General features: G+C 76.3%; 14 protein-coding genes. 3 read left to right on the top strand and 11 right to left on the bottom strand.

Annotated features, from left to right (window positions below; genetic code table 11):
- Nucleotides 1-11: 11 nt before the first annotated feature.
- Genes J2S66_RS03485 through J2S66_RS03455 form a run of 7 tightly spaced genes read right to left on the bottom strand, consistent with a single transcriptional unit; the run spans nucleotide 12 to nucleotide 7,510 of the window.
- Complete coding sequence (locus J2S66_RS03485; RefSeq protein WP_310303701.1) at nucleotides 12-1,409, bottom strand: oligosaccharide flippase family protein; 1,398 nt, start codon at nucleotides 1,407-1,409, stop codon at nucleotides 12-14.
- Nucleotides 1,406-2,629, bottom strand: a complete 1,224-nt coding sequence (locus tag J2S66_RS03480) for a glycosyltransferase 87 family protein (protein ID WP_310303698.1) — start codon at nucleotides 2,627-2,629, stop codon at nucleotides 1,406-1,408. Before J2S66_RS03480 ends, J2S66_RS03485 begins: the two co-directional genes overlap by 4 nt.
- Complete coding sequence (locus J2S66_RS03475; protein WP_310303696.1) at nucleotides 2,626-3,501, bottom strand: YveK family protein; 876 nt, start codon at nucleotides 3,499-3,501, stop codon at nucleotides 2,626-2,628. The genes J2S66_RS03480 and J2S66_RS03475 overlap by 4 nt, the downstream gene beginning before the upstream one ends.
- A complete protein-coding gene (locus J2S66_RS03470; RefSeq protein ID WP_310303694.1) occupies nucleotides 3,498-4,547 on the bottom strand; it encodes a glycosyltransferase in 1,050 nt (349 codons plus the stop codon). The genes J2S66_RS03475 and J2S66_RS03470 overlap by 4 nt, the downstream gene beginning before the upstream one ends.
- A 1-nt stretch (nucleotide 4,548) precedes the next feature.
- The gene (locus J2S66_RS03465) at nucleotides 4,549-5,745 is read right to left on the bottom strand and encodes an O-antigen ligase family protein (RefSeq protein WP_310303692.1); all 1,197 of its coding nucleotides are present in this window, start codon (nucleotides 5,743-5,745) and stop codon (nucleotides 4,549-4,551) included.
- Nucleotides 5,742-6,689: a polysaccharide deacetylase family protein gene (locus J2S66_RS03460; RefSeq protein ID WP_310303691.1), complete on the bottom strand. Its 948-nt coding sequence runs from the start codon at nucleotides 6,687-6,689 to the stop codon at nucleotides 5,742-5,744. The genes J2S66_RS03465 and J2S66_RS03460 overlap by 4 nt, the downstream gene beginning before the upstream one ends.
- Nucleotides 6,686-7,510 (bottom strand): hypothetical protein, encoded by an 825-nt coding sequence (locus J2S66_RS03455; RefSeq protein WP_310303689.1) that lies wholly within the window; start codon nucleotides 7,508-7,510, stop codon nucleotides 6,686-6,688. Before J2S66_RS03455 ends, J2S66_RS03460 begins: the two co-directional genes overlap by 4 nt.
- A 202-nt stretch (nucleotides 7,511-7,712) precedes the next feature.
- Between J2S66_RS03455 and J2S66_RS03450 the strand changes: the two genes are divergently transcribed.
- A complete protein-coding gene (locus tag J2S66_RS03450) occupies nucleotides 7,713-8,342 on the top strand; it encodes a class I SAM-dependent methyltransferase (RefSeq protein WP_310303686.1) in 630 nt (209 codons plus the stop codon).
- On the opposite strand, the gene J2S66_RS03445 is transcribed toward J2S66_RS03450, so the two are convergent.
- The gene (locus J2S66_RS03445) at nucleotides 8,339-9,214 is read right to left on the bottom strand and encodes an NAD-dependent protein deacetylase (RefSeq protein WP_310303684.1); all 876 of its coding nucleotides are present in this window, start codon (nucleotides 9,212-9,214) and stop codon (nucleotides 8,339-8,341) included. The genes J2S66_RS03450 and J2S66_RS03445 overlap by 4 nt on opposite strands.
- 31 nt (nucleotides 9,215-9,245) lie before the next feature.
- Nucleotides 9,246-11,450 (bottom strand): M20/M25/M40 family metallo-hydrolase, encoded by a 2,205-nt coding sequence (locus J2S66_RS03440; RefSeq protein WP_310303681.1) that lies wholly within the window; start codon nucleotides 11,448-11,450, stop codon nucleotides 9,246-9,248.
- A gap of 128 nt (nucleotides 11,451-11,578) precedes the next feature.
- Between J2S66_RS03440 and J2S66_RS03435 the strand changes: the two genes are divergently transcribed.
- Nucleotides 11,579-12,502, top strand: coding sequence for a hypothetical protein (locus J2S66_RS03435; RefSeq protein WP_310303679.1), 924 nt, complete (start codon nucleotides 11,579-11,581; stop codon nucleotides 12,500-12,502).
- 40 nt (nucleotides 12,503-12,542) lie between these two features.
- Nucleotides 12,543-13,508 (top strand): GNAT family N-acetyltransferase, encoded by a 966-nt coding sequence (locus J2S66_RS03430; RefSeq protein ID WP_310303676.1) that lies wholly within the window; start codon nucleotides 12,543-12,545, stop codon nucleotides 13,506-13,508.
- Nucleotides 13,509-13,593: 85 nt separating this feature from the next.
- On the opposite strand, the gene J2S66_RS03425 is transcribed toward J2S66_RS03430, so the two are convergent.
- Both J2S66_RS03425 and J2S66_RS03420 read right to left on the bottom strand, forming a co-directional pair.
- Nucleotides 13,594-15,204 (bottom strand): serine/threonine-protein kinase, encoded by a 1,611-nt coding sequence (locus tag J2S66_RS03425; RefSeq protein ID WP_310303674.1) that lies wholly within the window; start codon nucleotides 15,202-15,204, stop codon nucleotides 13,594-13,596.
- A 192-nt stretch (nucleotides 15,205-15,396) separates the two neighbouring features.
- The gene (locus tag J2S66_RS03420; RefSeq protein WP_310303671.1) at nucleotides 15,397-16,704 is read right to left on the bottom strand and encodes a CoA transferase; all 1,308 of its coding nucleotides are present in this window, start codon (nucleotides 16,702-16,704) and stop codon (nucleotides 15,397-15,399) included.
- Nucleotides 16,705-16,754: the final 50 nt, after the last annotated feature.

Raw genomic sequence — 16,754 nt, 5'->3', positions numbered from 1 at the left:
GTGCACGACCCTCACCGCCGCAGCACCTCCCTGTTCGTCAGCACCACGACCGCGCCGCACACCGCCACCAGCAACACCCCCTCCACGAGCGCGCCGGGCACCGACCCGGGCGGTCCGAACACGTCACCGGCGGCGAGCGCGACCACCGCGCAGCAGCCGGCCGCCGCGACCACCCCGGCCGCGCCGCGCAGCACCGACCGGGTGGGCGGGGCCAGGCCGCGCCGGGCCAGGGCGCGCCACGTCACCGGCACCAGCGCCCACGCCGACACCGCCTGCACGAGGGCCACCGCGACGACGCCGTACCGGGTGAACAGCGCCAGCCCGGTGACGAGCACGCCGAGGTGCGTCACCTCCAGCACCAGGTAGCGGCGGGCGTGGCCGGCGGCCTTGAGCACCTGGTACCAGACGTGCAGCAGACCGATGCCCAGGCCGTGGAGGCACAGCAGGGCCAGCGGGAGCGCCGCGCCCGCCCAGCGGTCGCCGAACACCACGACCCGGTCGGCCAGCACGGCGGTCACCGCGTACAGCCCGCCGGTGAGCACCAGCACGGCCAGCGTGAACCGACCGACCACGTCGGACAGGTCGCGCCCCTCGCGCAGGTACCGCGCGCACAGCGGCAGCAGCACGCCGCCGAGGACCACCGCGACCAGGATGTAGGGCACCCAGGCGATCCGGTACGCCAGCGAGTACACGCCGACCGCCTCCGCGCCCAGCACGCGGGCGACGGCCAGGTAGTCCAGGTTGATCAGCAGCACGGCCACCAGCGCGCCGGGACCCACGACCGCGATCCAGGCCAGCGCCTCCCGCGCGGCGGCGGCGTCCCACAGCGGGCGCACCCGCACGCCGACGACGACGCCCAGCACCGGTTGCGCGACCGCCGTGCACAGCAGGCCGACGACCAGCGAGTGCGGGCCCGCCCCGGCCGCGGCGAGGGCGATCGTGACGGCCGCGCCGAGCACGGCCGAGCCGGCGTCGGGCAGCAGCCGCCGCCGGAAGTCCAGCTCGCGGTGCAGCAGCCCCATCTGCACGCCCGCCACGGCCGAGAACGGCAGGCTCAGCGCGGCCGGCCGCACCAGCGGTGCGACCGGGGCGTCCAGCACGTCGGCGACGGCGTCGGCCGCGAGCACCAGGCCCGCCGCGAGCACCAGCCCGGTGCCCGCGCTGAGCACCAGCAGCGTGCCGGCCACCCGTCGCGGGTCGAGCCCGGTGCGGCTCACCACGTCGTACACGCCCATGGACTGCACGACCTGGCCGATGTTCACCAGGGCCACCGCGAGCGCCACCAGGCCGAGCCCTTCGGAGGTGAGGAACGCGGCGAGCACGAGCGTCACGGCCATCTGGCCGCCCTTGCCGACCAGGTTGACCAGGAACAGCCACAGCGAGCCGCGCACGGCGACGTGCCCGGTCACGTCCGCGCGGACCGTGCGGCGACCACGACCAGGCCCCAGGCGGCGACCAGCGCCACGCCGTCGACCGTCACGTCCGCGCGCGGACCGAGGACGTCCCGGACCGCCGTGCCCACGAAGTGCAGGTGCGCGAACGGCACCGCGACCGCGAGCAGCGCCCACCCGAGCCACCGGTCCCGCCCGCGCCACCACAGGGCGGCGACCGCCGCCGCCGACGGCACGGCGATCAGCACGTCCCCGGGCTGGTGCACCACGCAGACCACCACGGCCAGGCAGGTGAGCAGGTCCGCGACCTCGACCGCCCCCGCGCGGTCGAGGCGCCGCGCCAGCACCGCGCTCACCACGAGCACGCCGACCAGCACCAGGCCCTCCGCGCCCGGCGGCAGCCACCCGGTGACGCGGTGGACCACGGCGGCGACGTCCACGCGTTGCGCCGTCATCGAGTCCACCGCGCCGTACGCGGTGGCGCCGGCGTGCTCCAGGTTCGCCGCGACGGCGTCCAGGAAGGACCCGACGCCGTCGCGCACCACCAGGGGAACCAGCACCACCAGGGACGCCACCGCCGCGACGGCCGTGCCGGTCAGCGCCACCCGGCGCGACCCGCGCGCGAACAGCAGCAGTGCCAGCGGCAGGCCGAACTGGGGCTTGAGCCACGCCAGCGCGAGCGCCACCGCCGCCCAGCGCGGGTGCCGGTCGCGGGCCAGCAGCGCGCCGGCCGCGCCGACCGCGATCAGCGGGTTGACCTGCCCCACGTACAGCTGCGCCTTGCCGACCTGGCTGAGCAGCAACAGGGTCGCGACCACCGCCGTGCCCACGGCGAGCGGCACGTGCGGGCGCAGCCGGCCCGCCGCGAGGACGGCCAGCGCCAGCAGCAGCACCAGGGACGCCAGCGCGAACGCCACCGCGCCCACCCGGTAGCCGGGCAGCGCGAACGGGGCGTGCAGCAGCAGGTGGTACGGCTGGTAGAGGTTGAAGTTCTGCCGCACCGGCCAGTGCGCGAACATCACCGCCGGGTGGTACGGGTTGCCGCCGTCGAGGAACTCGCGGATCGGGAAGTACAGCGCGTCGCGGAAGTCCTGCATCCGCTCCTCGGGCAGGTTCGCCCGGGTCGGGAGCGGCACCCGCCACGCGGGCAGCAGCGCCCGCCACGCGGCGAGCGCGCCGACCAGCGCGACCGCCGCCGCGAGCAACCGGGTGCGCCGGGCGTGCGCCACCGTCGTCATGACAGCACCACCGCGACGACGGTGGCGCCGGTGGGCAGCGACCCGACCACGGCGGCCAGCTCCTCCTGCCGACCGCCGGCCGGCACGACCGCGACGACCGCGTCGCCGTCGGCGGGCTCGGAGGTCTTGTCGGGCAGTGCGGCGGCCAGCTCCTCGGCCCGGTCGGTCAGGTCCGGCACGACGGCGACGACGCGGGCGGGCCGCGCGGACGCCGCGCACAGCACGGTCAGCCGCTCGACCAGGCCGGGGTCGTCGTCGTCCAGCACGGTCACCGGGTGCCGCACCCCGCCCGAGGCCAGCGCGGCCCGGACCTGGTCGCGGGGGCGCGTGCGGCGCAGGTGCCGGGCGGCCCACGTGCCGAGGCCCGCGACGACGGCGGCGACCAGGGCGAGCCCGGACGCCAGCGGCCGGTCCGGGGCGACGCGGGTGGTCTCCGGCCGGTCGAGCAGCCGCAGCCGGGCGGCCGGCGCCAGCAGGTCGGCGTCCACCACGGTCCGCGCGATCCGCCCGGCGGCCAGCGCGGCCTCCTCGGCGGTCGGCGCGCGCACGGACAGGCGGGCCAGGCCCGAGGCGGGCACCAGCTCGACCGACACCCGGCCCGCCAACTCCGCCGTGGTGGTGCCCAGCTCGGCGGCGGTCGCGCTCAGCACGGACGGGCTGCGCGCCAGCTCCACCAGCGCGGGCAGCGACAGGGCGACCACCTCGCCGAACCCGGCCGTGCCCGGTTCGGCCGCCGCGGGTCCGGCGAGCAGCCCGACGCGGCTCTCGTACTCCTCGCCGCGCACCTCGACGGCCAGCAGCACGGCGACGGCGACCAGCAGCGCCGCCCCGAGGCTCGTCACCAGTTGCCGCGTCACCGGTTGCCGCTTCACGCGCGCTCCCCGCCGACCGCGGTGCGCAGCAGTTCGTCGTAGGACCGCATGAGCAGGGCCGGGTCGTGGGCGCGGCGCACCGACGCGCGTCCCGCCTGGCCCAGCGCCGACCGGGCCCGCTCGTCGAACAGCAGCGAGCGCAGCGCCTCCGCCGTGGCGGCCGGGTCGCGGCGGGGCACGACGACACCACCGCCGCCGGCCAGTGCCTGGCGCACGCCGTCGACGTCGGTCGCCACCACCGGGCGGCCCGCCGTGAGCGACTCCAGCACCGCGACCGGCATGCCCTCCCAGTCGCTGGTGAGGACGGTGAGGTCGGCGGCGGCGAGCAGGTCGGGCACGTCGCAGCGGTTGCCGAGGAACGCCACCCGGTCCGCGACGCCGAGTTCGGCGGCGAGGTGCGCCAGGTCGGGCCGCAGCGGGCCGTCGCCGGCGAGCCACAGCACGGCGTCGCCGCCCAGTCGCGCCCACGCCTCCAGCAGCACGTCGTGCCGCTTCTGCGGGACCAGCCGGGCCGGGCACAGCGCGACCGGCACGTCCGGGCCGACGCCGTGCACCGCGCGGACCGCGTCGCGGTCGACCCGCTCGCGCTGCGGGAACACCGCGTTCGGGATGACCACCGGGTCGGTGACGCCCGCGGCGCGCAGGCGTTCGGCGGTGGCGTCGGCGACCGCGACCACCGTGCGCGAGGTGCGGCGCAGGATGCGGGCCGCGCCCTCGTAGTCGGCATCGGCGACGCCGTGGAACACGGTCAGCAGCGGCACCTTGCGCGGCAGCACGGCGAGCCGGGCGACGAGGCTCGCCGACACGTTGTGCGCCAGCACCACCTCGGGCCGGAAGCTGCGGACGGCGGCCTTGGCCGCGGTGGTGGCGCGCAGCACGCCGGTGGCCTTGCGCCGGGCCACCGGCACGGTGAACGTGGGCACGCCGAGCGCGCGCAGCGCCTCCGCCCGGTGCCCGCCGCCGCTCGCCACGGCCGAGTGCCAGCCGAACTCCCCGCCGGCGCGGGCCATCCCGGCGACCAGGGCTTCGGCGCCTCCGGTCCCCATCTCACTGATCACGTGGAGCACACGCAACGTCGCTCGTTCTCCTCAGGCGCAGGTGGGCCGCGGCGACGACCGCCACCAGCGACCACAACGGCAGGTAGTACTGCTGGGACAGGAAGGTCGAGGCGACCACGACCGCGATCAGGGACGCCTGGACGGCGACGACCGGCAGCGGGTCGGCGGTGGCGCGCAGGACGCGCTCGCCCGTGACGGCGGTCAGCGCGAGGAGCGCGGCGAACAGGGCGAAGCCGGGCAGGCCCAGTTCGGCCGCGACCTCCAGGTACATGTTGTGCGCGACCGGGGACTGCTCGTCGACCTCGGCGTTGTGCGAGGCCGCCGGGTAGCCGGCGCGGAACCCGCCGGGGCCCACGCCGAGGCCGGGGTGCTCGGCGAGCATCCGGGCGGCGGCCTGCCAGCGCAGCTCGCGGGTGTCGACGTTGGTGCCCGCGACGTGGGTCTTCTCCCGGAGGGCCCGGTCCAGCTCGGGCCCGAAGAGCAGCACCGCGACCGCGCCGACCGCGACCAGCGCGCCGGCCGCGACCGCGAGGGCCTTGAGCGGCAGCGCCCGCCGGGCGAGCAGCCACGCGACGGCGGCGGTGAGCGCCAGTCCCCCGCCGCGCGAGAACGTGGCCGCCGCACCGGCCGCGAGCGTGGTGGCGGCGACGGCCAGCGCGGCGGTGCGGGCGCGTCCCGGCGCGCGCAGGGCGACGAGCATCGGCAGGGCGGCGACCAGGAAGTAGGCGAGGTCATTCGGGTCCTCCAGCGGCCCGGTGGCGCGGGTCTCGCCGAGCGCCACGATGCTGTGCAGCGCGCCGCCGGCCGCGACGACCGCGCCGGCCACCGCGGCGGCGAGGACGGCCCGGATCGGCAGCTCCCGCGCGACCACGTCGATCAGCACGACCGTGACCAGCAGGAACGGCAGCCAGCGCAGCGCGTACTCCAGCGTGTACGCGCCTCCCGCGTGCAGCGCCGAGGACGCGAGGAGCACCACCGCGAACAGGCCGAGCACGGCGTGCACCGGGTGAGGTTCGGGCGCCCGGCGCTGTCGCGCGCGCACCACCGCCCAGGTCGCCACGAGCAGCGCGGGCGCCACCTTGGCGAGCTGGCCGTGCACCTGGAGCAGGTAGCCCTCCAGCGGCGCGGCGAAGACCGTCGCGCACGCGGAGAAGCGCAGCAACCCGCTCAGGTCCGGCGGGGTCACGTGGGGCGCACCAGCAGGTCCACGTCGCGGTCGCGCAGGCCGGCGCCCAGGCGGCGGACGTGCTCGCCGGTGCCCACGACGTCGAAGTGCGCCCGCAGCGCGCCGATCACCCAGCCGAGGAACGCGACCTTGCGCGCGCCGGGCACCGCCATGCCGGGGAAGAACTCCATGCCGGGGGCCTCGGCCGCGCCCAGCACGTCCGTGGGGTGCAGCAGCAGCGAGGGCTGCACGCCGCGCGCCCGGCACAGCCGCAGCGCGGTCCGGAAGTAGCCGCGGGCCAGGCGGGGCGAGACCTGGTGCAGCTGGAGCAGGTACGAGCCGTGGATCGGCACGCGCAGCAGCGGCATCGTGGTGACCGGCAGTTCGACCAGGCCGGGGCCGACGCGCCAGCGGTAGGCGGTGTTGGGCGCGCGGACCCGGCCGAAGCCGCCGAACAGGTCGTCCGCGCCGCCGTCGGGCGCGGTGCGGTTGTGGTAGGCGCGGGCCAGCGGTCCGATCCAGGTGGGCAGGGTGCTGGCGTCGTAGTGGTAGCCGCGCTCGGCGAGGAGCCCGAGCAGGGTCGGGGTGACGCTGTAGCCGGGGCCGCGGAACCCGGTGGGGCGCGGCGCGCCGGTGGCGGTGATCGCGTCCTCGGTGCGGACCAGCTCGGCTTCCAGCTCGACGCGGGAGTAGCGGTGGAGCCACGGCTCGTGGCCGTACGAGTGGTTGGCGACCTCGTGCCCGGCCGCCGCGATGTCGGCCACGGCGCGCGCGCCGTCCTCGCGCTCGGCGTCCGCGCCGACCACGAACACGGTCGTGGTCAGGCCGTGCTCGCCGAAGACCTCCAGCAGGCGGGGCACGGCGGTGGGCAGGAAGCTCGGGCGACCCTCCCACGCCGGGTCGCCGTGCGTCTTGAGGTAGGCCCAGAGGTTGTCCAGGTCGAGCGAGACGCTGGCGGTGCTCATGCCGACGCCCGCGCGGGTGTGCGGGCGACCCGGTCGGCGGAGCCGAGCAGCAGGACGCCCGCCACGACGAGCGCGACGCCCACCGCGACCCACCACTCGCGGCCGGGCGTGATGCGGTCGCCGAGCGCGGCGATGCCGACGACGGAGGTGATCACGACGGTGGTGGCGTCCATGGTGGCGGCGGTGGGGGTCGCCGGGCCGCGGCGCAGGGCGAGGACGAGGTAGGACTGGCCGACCAGGGCCGCGAGCAGGGTCAACCAGGCCAGCGGGTGGAACACGAGGTCGGGCAGGGGCCCGTCGGCGATCGTGCGGCTGGTGATCGCCACGACGGCGAACGCGAGGCCGGCCAGCGCGGCGAGCGGAACGACGCCCGCCACCCACCGCTGCACCAGGACCAGCGCGAGGACGGGCAGCCCGAACAGCAGCAGCCCGGGGCCGGTCGGCACGTCGTGCGCGGTCGACGGGGTGGCCGCGGCGACCAGCAGCACGAGCCCGGCGGCCATCACGACGAGCACGGCGACCTCGACGGACCGCACGCGCCAGCCGAGCGCGAGGACGCCGAAGGCGGTGGCCAGCCCGACCGCGCACGACGACCCGGCCTGCACGAGGTACAGCGGCAGCTCGGCGCGGGCGAGGAACGCGAGCGCGAACCCGGCCACCTGACCGCCGAAGCCGAGCAGGTACAGGCGATCGCGCAGGAGCCGGGCCAGCAGCCCGAGCCCGCTCGTCGTGTCGTCGGCGCGGCGGGAGGCGACGGACTGGGCGACGATGCCCAGCGCGTACATCACCGCGGACGCGGCGAGTTCGAGGTAACCAGTCACGCGACTCTTCCCTGCACCGTGCGCGGGCGTGATCCCGGCGACGGTGGGGCAGCGTAGAGCCGGACAACTGGCGTCTCGTTCGAGCGATAGGGCATTACTCGATCGAGGGATAACCCTGACTACGCAACGACATCGCTGGGCCGTGTTGCCGAACCGGCAACTTTTGTTGTCACCCTGCCGGGTGCTCTCGCACGATGGCGGCATGACGACGGCTGAGCAGAACTGGGACGACCTCTACCGCGAACGCGGACAGGAGACCGGGCGGGCGTGGACGGGCAAGCCGAACGAGCTGCTGGTGCGCGAGGTCGGCCACCTCGACCCCGGCACGGCGCTGGACCTCGGGTGCGGCGAGGGCGGCGACGCCCTGTGGCTCGCCTCGCAGGGGTGGCGGGTGACGGGGGTCGACGTGTCGGGGGTGGCCCTGGCCCGCGCCGGGGCGGCGGCGGCCGAGGCCGGCGTGGCGGACCTGGTGGACTGGCAGCGGCACGACCTGTCGCGGTCGTTCCCGGACGGGGAGTTCGACCTGGTCTCGGCGCAGTTCCTGCACTCGCAGTGGGCGGCGGAGGGCGAGCGCGACGGCATCCTGGCCCGCGCGGCGGCGGCCGTCGCCCCGGGCGGCGTGCTGCTGGTCGTCGGGCACGCGGGCTGGCCGTCGTTCATGGCCGAGCCGCCGTTCGAGCACCACTTCCCCACCAACGCCGAGGTGCTGACCGCCCTCGACCTCGGTGACGGGTGGGTGGTCGAGGTGGACGAGGCCGTCGAGCGGGAGATCTCGCACGGCGACCAGCACGGCACGCGCCGCGACAACGTGCTGCGGCTGCGTCGGGGTTAGGCCCCCAGGCGCTCGACCAGCGAGGTGAGGGCGGGACCCAGGGGCAGGTCGACGCGGGTGGTCGCGCAGGCGTCGCCCCTGGTCTCGCCCCGGTTGACGATCAGCACCGGCTTCCCGTCGCCCGCCGCCCGCCGGACGAACCGCAGGCCGGACATGACGGTCAGCGAGGACCCCAGCACGAGCAGGGCGTCGGCGTCGTCCACCCGCCGGTGGCACTCGTCGACGCGCGCGCGGGGCACGTTCTCGCCGAAGAACACCACGTCGGGCTTGAGCACGCCGCCGCAGTCGGCGCAGTCCACCGGCCGGAACCCGCGCACCTGGTCGTCCGCGAGGTCCACGTCGCCGTCGGGGTTGACCCCGGTGGCGGCGGCGCCGAACGCCGGGTTGGCGGCGCGCAGCCTGCGGTCCAGCTCCTCGCGGGGGCTCGTGCGCCGGCACGACAGGCAGACGACCCGATCGAGGCCGCCGTGCAGTTCGACCACGTCGGGCGTGCCGGCCGCCTGGTGCAGGCCGTCGACGTTCTGCGTGATGACGCCCGACAGGTGCCCCCGGGCCACCAGCCGCGCCACGGCGCGGTGACCGGCGTTGGGCGCGGCGCGGGCGATGGTGCGCCACCCGAGGTGGCTGCGCGCCCAGTAGCGGCGCCTGCCCTCGACGCTGCCGGTGAACTCGTCGTAGGTCATCGGGGTGTGCTTGCGCAGGCTGCCGCCGGCGCCCCGGTAGTCGGGGATGCCGGACTCGGTCGACAGCCCCGCGCCGCTGAGCACCAGCACGCGGCCCGCGCCGACGACCCGCACGACCTCGTCCAGGCTCGTGGTGCGCGGCAGCGGCGCACCGGTGGACGTCCAACTCAGGGTCGGCCGCGTCCGCATGCCACCCAGGTTACGTGGCGCGGACGCGTTCCTACAGCCGGAACACCGCCCGCACCAGGGCCGCGTCGAACGCCCGGTTGCCGGACTGGACCGGCATGGTGTCGCCGGGGCGCGGCCCGACCAGGGCCGCGGCCCGGGGCGGGAGGCCGGTCGAGTGGTCGGCCAGGGCGACCGTGAGGGGTGCGCCCGGGTCGAGCTCGCAGACGAGGTCGCGCGGCGCGGAGCCGTACAGCTCCAGGACGCGGGCGCCCAGGTCCAGGTCGCCGGTGCGGCAGTCGCCGGCCGAGAGGGTGACCTGGGTGCGCCACGCGGACGGGGTCGGGGTGACCCGGAACGTAACGGTGCGCCGCTCGCCCGTCGTGCTGCCGAGCACCTCGGCGGTGGGTGCCGGCAGGTCGAGGTCGGGGGCGTCGGCGCGCATCAGCCCGGTGGTGAGCATCGGGTACTCGTCGGTCAGCGCCACGCGCTCGGGGTCGTCGCCGAGGACCCTCGACGTCCACTCGTCGGGTTGCGGGTCGGCGGAGAGCCACGACGACTCCCCCGTCTCGTCGTCCTGGAGGTAGATCAGCGAGTTCGGGCGCTGCTCGGCCTCGGTGAAGTCGACGCGCACGACGCCGACCGCCACCAGGGCCACCGCGAGCGCCGCCGCCACCGGTGCCGAGAACCGGGGCAGGTCGATCAGCAGCGGGAGCAGGAGGACGCCCGCCAGCAGCGCGAACACCACGCCGGCGGCGGCCAGCGGCATGCCCAGGGCCACCAGGAGGGTGCCCACCAGGGGCGGGTGGACCACCGCGGCGGCCAGCGGCGGCAGGACGAACAGCCGCGGGGACCACAGCGCGGGCAGGCCCAGCAGCAGCGGCCACTGGAACAGGAAGCTCGCACCCGGCACGACCAGTGCCGACGCGACCAGCAGCACGGCGGTCAGGACGAGCGCCCCGGCGAGCGCCTCGGTCCGCGTGCAGCGCCGCAGCGGGCGCACCGCCGCCAGCAGGACGGTCAGGCCGAGCAGCAGGAACCCGGCGACGAACCAGCCCCGCTCGTACGGCTCGGACAGCGCGAGGAAGCCCAGCTCCGGCCGCACGGCGGCGACCAGCGCCCACACCCCGAACGCCGCGCCGCCCGCCACCACGACCGCGCCGGCCGACACCGCCGCCGCGAACAGCACCCGCCGCCACGCCAACCGTCCTCTGTGGACGAACAGCGCCACGCCCAGGCCCAGCGCGGTCAGCAGGGCGAGCACCACCGCGAACCACACGGGGTAGTGCACCAGCACGCGGGAGAACAGGTCGAAGTACACCGCCGACGAGCCGTCCACGGTCCGCAGGTCGCGGTCGCCCAGCGCCCGCACCAGGCCGACCATCGTCTCGCCGTGGTGCTGGAGGCTGCCCCGGTCCAGCCGCTCCAGGTCGTCGTAGGGCGAGTGGTAGTCGTGCACGTGCTCGATGAACGCGCTGTTCAGCCCCCGTGCGCCCGCGTCCAGGAACACCGAGAAGTCGCTGTAGTTCGGCATCCGCCGGTACACCTCGTAGGCCAGCGAGTTCGCGATCGGCCTGCTCGACGCCCCGGCGAACGCGTCCACCAGCGGACCGTTGCCGGGACCCGTCTGGAACATCCACACCGGGCCGCCGCTGCCCCGCGCCTCCCAGTTGAGCACCGCGCCGTACTCCCCGACGCCGTGGCGTCGCACGAACGCCTCCGCGCCGAGCGTCCCCGCCTCCTCGCCGTCGGTGAACAGGAACACCACGTCGTTGCGCACCCCGGAGGCCGTCAGCGCCCGCAGGGTCTCCAGCATCGCCGCGACCGCCGCGCCGTCGTCGGCCGCGCCGGGACCGGTCGGCACCGAGTCGTGGTGCGCGACCAGCAGCAACGCCTTGCCGCCGCTCAGCGCCGGGTCGGAGCCGCGCACCCGCGCCACCACGTTGTGCGCGGTCGCCACGCGCTCCACGTCCCGCCACCGGTGGACCACGTCGTCGGACTCCACGGTCACCTCGGCGCCCAGCTCGCGGGCCGTGCGCACGAGGTGGTCGCGGACCCGTTCGTTGTCCGCCGAACCGATCGGGTGGGGCCGCTGCGCGATCTCCCGCAGGTGCACCTCGGCCCGGCCGGCGGCGAACGCGTCCGCCGGGGCGTCGGCGACGGGCGCGGGCGGGCGGAATGCCAGCACGGCCAGCGCGGCCACCGCGGCGAGCACCGCGAGCAGCACCGGCGACCAGCGGGAACGGGCGTCCTCGATCATCCGGTGACCTTAAGCCGGCCGTCGTCCACACAGCACGGGGGAACGTTCGCGGCCCCGCATCCGGACGCTTCCGGCGGACGCGGTCACCGCGTAGCGTCAGCCGGTGGTCCGGCGACGGAGGAGGTTCGATGGACATCCGGGACGACGTCGTGCGGGAGGACCCGTTCGCCACCGCGCTGCGTGCCGCGATCACCGCCCGCGGTCTGGGCCTGGACCGCATCCAGGAGCGGCTGCGCCACCGCGGCACCACGATCAGCGTGGCCGCGCTGAGCTACTGGCAGTCGGGTCGCCGCAGGCCGGAGCGCCGCGGGTCGCTGGTGGCCGTGCGGCACCTGGAGGAGGTGCTGGACGTGCCGCCGGGGTCGCTGACCGCGCTGCTCGGCGCGCCCCGGGCCCGCGGGCGGACCAAGCGGCCGTTCCACGGGCCGTCGCTGGAGGAGATGTGGCCGGCGCGGGCGCGGCTGGGGCCGCTGCTGTCGCGCGTCGACACCGACACCGACGAGGCGCTGACCCGCATCTCGCTGCACGTGCAGGTGGAGGTCGCGGCGGACCGGGGTCTGCGCACCGTGCGCACCCGCCAGGTGCTGCGCGCCAACCGGGACGGCGTGGACCGCTGGCTCACCGTCCAGGACATCACGGAGAACGGCCCGTCGCCGTCGATCGTGCCGCTGCGGTCGTGCCGGCTGGGCCGGGTCGCGCGGGACGAGCGGACCGGGGTGGTCGCGGCGGAACTGCTGTTCGACCGGCCGCTGGCGCGCGGCGAGACGATCGTCGTCGAGCACGGCACGGACATGGTCGGCCCGCCGTACCCGCGCGGTGACGACACCTACTGCCGCAAGTTCCGCGCGCCGATCCACGACTACGTGGTGGAGGTGCGGTTCGACCCGGCCGAACTGCCGGTGTCCTGCCACCACTACACGATGACCCCGGCGCACCAGGACCCCGAGCACCACCGGCGGATGCCGGTGACGCCGGACGGCTACACGCACGCCGTGGCGCTGGGCTTCGGCCCCGGCACGTTCTGCGTGGGCTGGCGGTGGCCGGACGATTAACCCGTCGACACCGGCGGCCACGGCGGCGCACGATGCCGCCGTGGTCACCGACACCCTTCCCGCCGGCCTCGTCTCCCGGCCGGCGACGATCGACGACGCGGAGGCGGTCCTCTCCCTGGTCAGGGCGTACACGACGGCCGTGGCGGGGTACGCCGACTGCACGCTCGCCGACGTCCGCGACGAGCTGGGCAGGCCCGGTTGCCGGCCCGAGCGCGACGCGTGGCTGGTGTCCGACGCCGCGGGCGGGCCGGTCGGCTACGGCACCGCCGACGCGCGCGACGGCGGCGAGGTCGACGTGGACGTGGTGTCGGCGGACCCGGCGGTCGTCGACTGGCTGTTCGCACGGGTGCTCGACCGGGCGCGGGAGGTCGGCCGGGAGGCCGGGCGCGCCGAGGTGCGCGTCGACCAGGGCGTCCACCGGGACGACGAGGCGCTGCGCGCCACCGTGGCAGCCCTGGGGTTCGCGCCCGCCACCACGTTCCGGCGGATGCGGGTCGACCACGCCGGCGACGTGCCGCCGCCCGCGCCGGTCGCCGGGCTGGTGCTGCGGCAGGCGCTGGACGAGGACGTGCGGCGTGCCGTGCACGCGGTGTGGAACGCCTCGTTCGCCGGGCAGTTCGGGTTCACGCCGAAGACCTACGAGGCGTGGCACGAGAAGCTGGAGGGGAAGTCGACCTCCGACTGGGCGGAGGTGTGGCTCGCCGAGCTGGACGGCGCGCCCGCCGGGTTCCTGGAGTGCACCGACCAGTTCCGCGACGAGGGTTCCGGGTACGTCGGCCACCTGGGCGTGGTGCCGGCGGCACGGGGGCGCGGCGTGGCCGGGCACCTGCTGCGGCACGCGTTCCACCGGCACGCGGCGGCGGGCCTCGGGGGCACGCTCCTGCACGTCGACTCGAACAACCCCACGCCCGCGCCGGGCCTGTACGAGTCGGCCGGCATGCGGCCGGTCCTGGTGATCGACGTGTGGCGGGCGACGCTCCCGACCGCTCAGGGCGTCCGCGCGTAGCGGACCTCCGCCGGCTCCCGGTCCCCGACCACCCCGGTGCGGACCGCACCGGCCGGTACGGCGGGCCGCGCGGTCGTCGCGCCGGTCACGGCGACTGGCTGTCGATCAGCCACTGGCCGTTGGCCTGCACCAGCGTGTAGACGTGGTTCTCCTGCTCCCGGCCGCCGCCGGGCCGGGTGTAGGTGATGGTCGCGGCCACCGTGTTCGGGCCGGTCACCTGCACGTTGCTCGCCTCGACCTCGGAGAAGTCGTTCCAGAAGTCCTCGTAGCCGGCGTAGGTCAGGCCCCGGGACGCCTTGAAGTTGTCGCTCAGGCGGGCGAACAGGCCCTGGAGGTTGCCGGGCATCTGGCCGTAGTAGTCGCTGATCGCCTGGTCGGGCGTGGCGGGGGTGGGCGCGGGCGCGTCGGAGGTGGTGGTCGTCGCCTCCGCCTGGGTGGTCGTGGTCGTCGTCGCGGTGGGTTCCCGCTGCTCCTCGGTGGTGCCCTGCGGCTGGTCGGCGGGCGGCTCGCCGTCCTGGGAGGCGGGCGTGGTCGTGGTGCCCGGCTGCGCGGCCGGCGACTGCTCCCCGTCCCGGTTGAGCAACCACACCAGCAGCCCGGCCACGGCCACGACCAGCAGCACGCCCGCGAGCCCGAGCAGCGCCTTGCGGTTGCCGCTGCGGTCCTCGTCCCCGGACCGGGGCGCGGGGTCCGCCGGCGGCGGGTTCGGGCGCGACGCGGGGGGCGGCGGGGCGGTCCGCGGCGGGGCGGCGGGGCGGGGCGGCGGCGTGGTCCGCGGCGCCGGCGCGGGGGACGACGGCTCGGGTTCGGGCGTCGGTTCGGGGTCCGGCAGGCTCGTCATGATCGCGGTCGCCGCCGGGGCCTTCGCCGGAACCGGTACCGGTACCGGGGCGCCGTCGAACCGCACCTCCTGGAGCATCCGCGCGGTCTCGGCCATGGTCGGCCGGGTGGCCGGGTCCGAGTCGAGCAGGCGCATCAGCACCGGGGCCAGCGGACCGGCGTTCGCCGGCGGCGCGAACCGGCCGTCGGCGACCCGGTGCAGCAGGGCGATGGTGTTGCCGTCCAGGCCGAACGGCGGTTCGCCCTCCACCGCGGCGTACAGGGTCGCGCCGAGCGCGAACACGTCGGCGGGGAACTCGCCCTTCCCGCCGCGGGCCACCTCCGGCGACAGGTAGGCGGGTGTGCCGACGAGCATCCCGGACGCGGTCACGGTCACCTCGTCGGCCGCGCGCGACGTGCCGAAGTCGGTGACCTTGACCGTGCCGAACTCGGTGACCAGCACGTTGCCGGGCTTCACGTCGCGGTGCACGACGCCGGCGGCGTGCGCGGCGGCCAGGCCGGACGCGAGCTGGGCGCCGATCCGCGCGACCTCCTCGGCCGGCAGCTTGCCGCGCTCGCTCATCACGGTGGCCAGGCTGCGTGACGGCAGGTACTCCATGACGAGCCACGGGTGGCCGTCGTGCTCGACGACGTCGTAGAGGGCGATCACGTTGGCGTGCTGGAGGCGGGCCGCGATCCGGCCCTCGCGCACGGCGCGGTCCACCGACTCCTGGTCGAACCCGGTGCGGGCCAGCAGCTCCTTGACCGCCACGACGCGGCGCAGCCGGACGTCCTCCGCACGCCACACCACGCCCATCCCACCCGAGCCGATCCGCTCGGTCAGCTTGTACCGACCTGCGATCGTGCGGTCCTCCACCGGTGCTCCCAACGTCGCGCGCACGTCAGCGCCGGGGGTACCCGATGAGGTGACCCCTCGAACGTGTGTCTCAGTCGTAACACTTCCAGTAGGGGTTTGTCCGCTCACCACGCGGGAGGAGTCGGCGGTGATCGACACACCGTCCCGCGCGGTGGCCGGCGCCGCGTCCACAGCGGATTCCGGGCTGTCGCCTCAACGCCAGGTCGGGGCGTCCGAACCCCACCGCGTCGGGCCGCGCTCCCAGCCCGCGGGCGCACCCGCGTAGTGCACGGGTGGTGCGGCGTGCCGCAGCGGGCCGTAGGGCGACGGGGTCGTGGTCAGCCACCGCTGCGGGTCGTGGGAGCCCTCGGGCGCGGCCGTCGCACTGAGGTCGTGCAGCAGCCAGGACGCCGTGCCCGCCAGCGACAGCCGCACGTGCCGGCCACCGGGTTCGGCCAGGCCGCGCAGCACGGCCGCCGCGAGCAGGTAGCCCGTGCCGTGGTCGAGCGCCTGCGCGGGCAGCGCGCCCGGCACGCCGCCGTCCCCCTCCACCGCGGCGATGCCGGTGGCGGCCTGCACGAGGCTGTCGAACCCGCGCCGCGCCGCCCACTCCCCCTCGTAGCCCCAGGCCGACAGCTGGGCGACGACCAGGTCCGGCCGCCTCGCCAGCAGTGCGCCGGGCGCCAGGCCGTAGCGGTCCAGGGCGCCGGGGCGGTAGCCGGTGACCACGACGTCCGCCCGGTCGAGGAGGTCGTCGAACGCCCGCCGGTCGCGCGGGTCGTCGAGGTCCAGCAGGGTCGAGCGCTTGCCCGTCCCGGTGTCCGCGTGCGCGTCCGGTTCCTCGGGCAGCCGCGGGCTGTCGACCCGCAGCACGTCCGCACCCAGGAACGCGAGCGCGCGGGTCGCGACGGGCCCCGCGATGACCCTGGTGAGGTCCAGGACCCGCACGCCGGCCGCGGGGAGGTCGGCCGGTGGCAGGTCGCGGCGGTCGGCGGTCGTGCGGCGCGTCTCGACCAGCGGGCGCCGGGTCGGGTCGGGGTCGGCGCGCACGGCGACGGCCAGCCCGCCCGCGGCGTACACCGCCTCCTGCACGTCGACCGCCGCGCGCCCGGCCAGCGCCCCGGCCAGCGCGTCGCGGTCGTCGGGCACGCCGAGCGCGCGCAGCAGCCGGTCGCGGTGGTGCGGGTAGTTGGCGTGCGTGCGCACCCACCCGTCTGCGGTGCGCCAGAACCCGGACAGCGGGGCGAACGACGTGCCGGGCCGTCCGTCGACCCGCAGGTGCCGCTCGCTGGTGAACGCCGTCGCGACCGCGCCCTCGTCCACCACGACCGGCGGCACGGGCACGTCCGCGCGCACCGCCCGCAGCCGCGCCGCCGCCAGCGAGCACGCGCCGACGGTCGCGCGGGCCAGGTCGCGCACCGGCAGCCGCGCGGGCAGCACGTCACCCGCTCCGCGGTACTCGACCCCGTCCTCCGGGCCGCCGCCGAGGGCCGTCCACAGTGAAGCCGTAGCGTGGTCCACGGCACCATTCTGCGTGCGCGGGAACGGGAATTGTCGTACCCCCGTCGTAG

The sequence above is a fragment of the Saccharothrix longispora genome (genome assembly GCF_031455225.1).
Taxonomy (GTDB): Bacteria; Actinomycetota; Actinomycetes; order Mycobacteriales; family Pseudonocardiaceae; genus Actinosynnema; species Actinosynnema longispora.
Note: the sequence above shows the minus strand (reverse complement) of the source record. Positions and strands in the feature narration are given on the sequence as shown.

Excerpts from the sequence above, each read along its gene's own strand:
- J2S66_RS03435 (WP_310303679.1), top strand. The coding sequence starts at position 11,579 with ATGGACATCCGGGACGACGTCGTGCGGGAGGACCCGTTCGCCACCGCG.
- J2S66_RS03480 (WP_310303698.1), bottom strand. The coding sequence starts at position 2,629 with ATGACGACGGTGGCGCACGCCCGGCGCACCCGGTTGCTCGCGGCGGCG.
- J2S66_RS03450 (WP_310303686.1), top strand. The coding sequence starts at position 7,713 with ATGACGACGGCTGAGCAGAACTGGGACGACCTCTACCGCGAACGCGGA.
- J2S66_RS03440 (WP_310303681.1), bottom strand. The coding sequence starts at position 11,450 with ATGATCGAGGACGCCCGTTCCCGCTGGTCGCCGGTGCTGCTCGCGGTG.
- J2S66_RS03460 (WP_310303691.1), bottom strand. The coding sequence starts at position 6,689 with ATGAGCACCGCCAGCGTCTCGCTCGACCTGGACAACCTCTGGGCCTAC.
- J2S66_RS03470 (WP_310303694.1), bottom strand. The coding sequence starts at position 4,547 with ATGGGGACCGGAGGCGCCGAAGCCCTGGTCGCCGGGATGGCCCGCGCC.
- J2S66_RS03445 (WP_310303684.1), bottom strand. The coding sequence starts at position 9,214 with ATGCGGACGCGGCCGACCCTGAGTTGGACGTCCACCGGTGCGCCGCTG.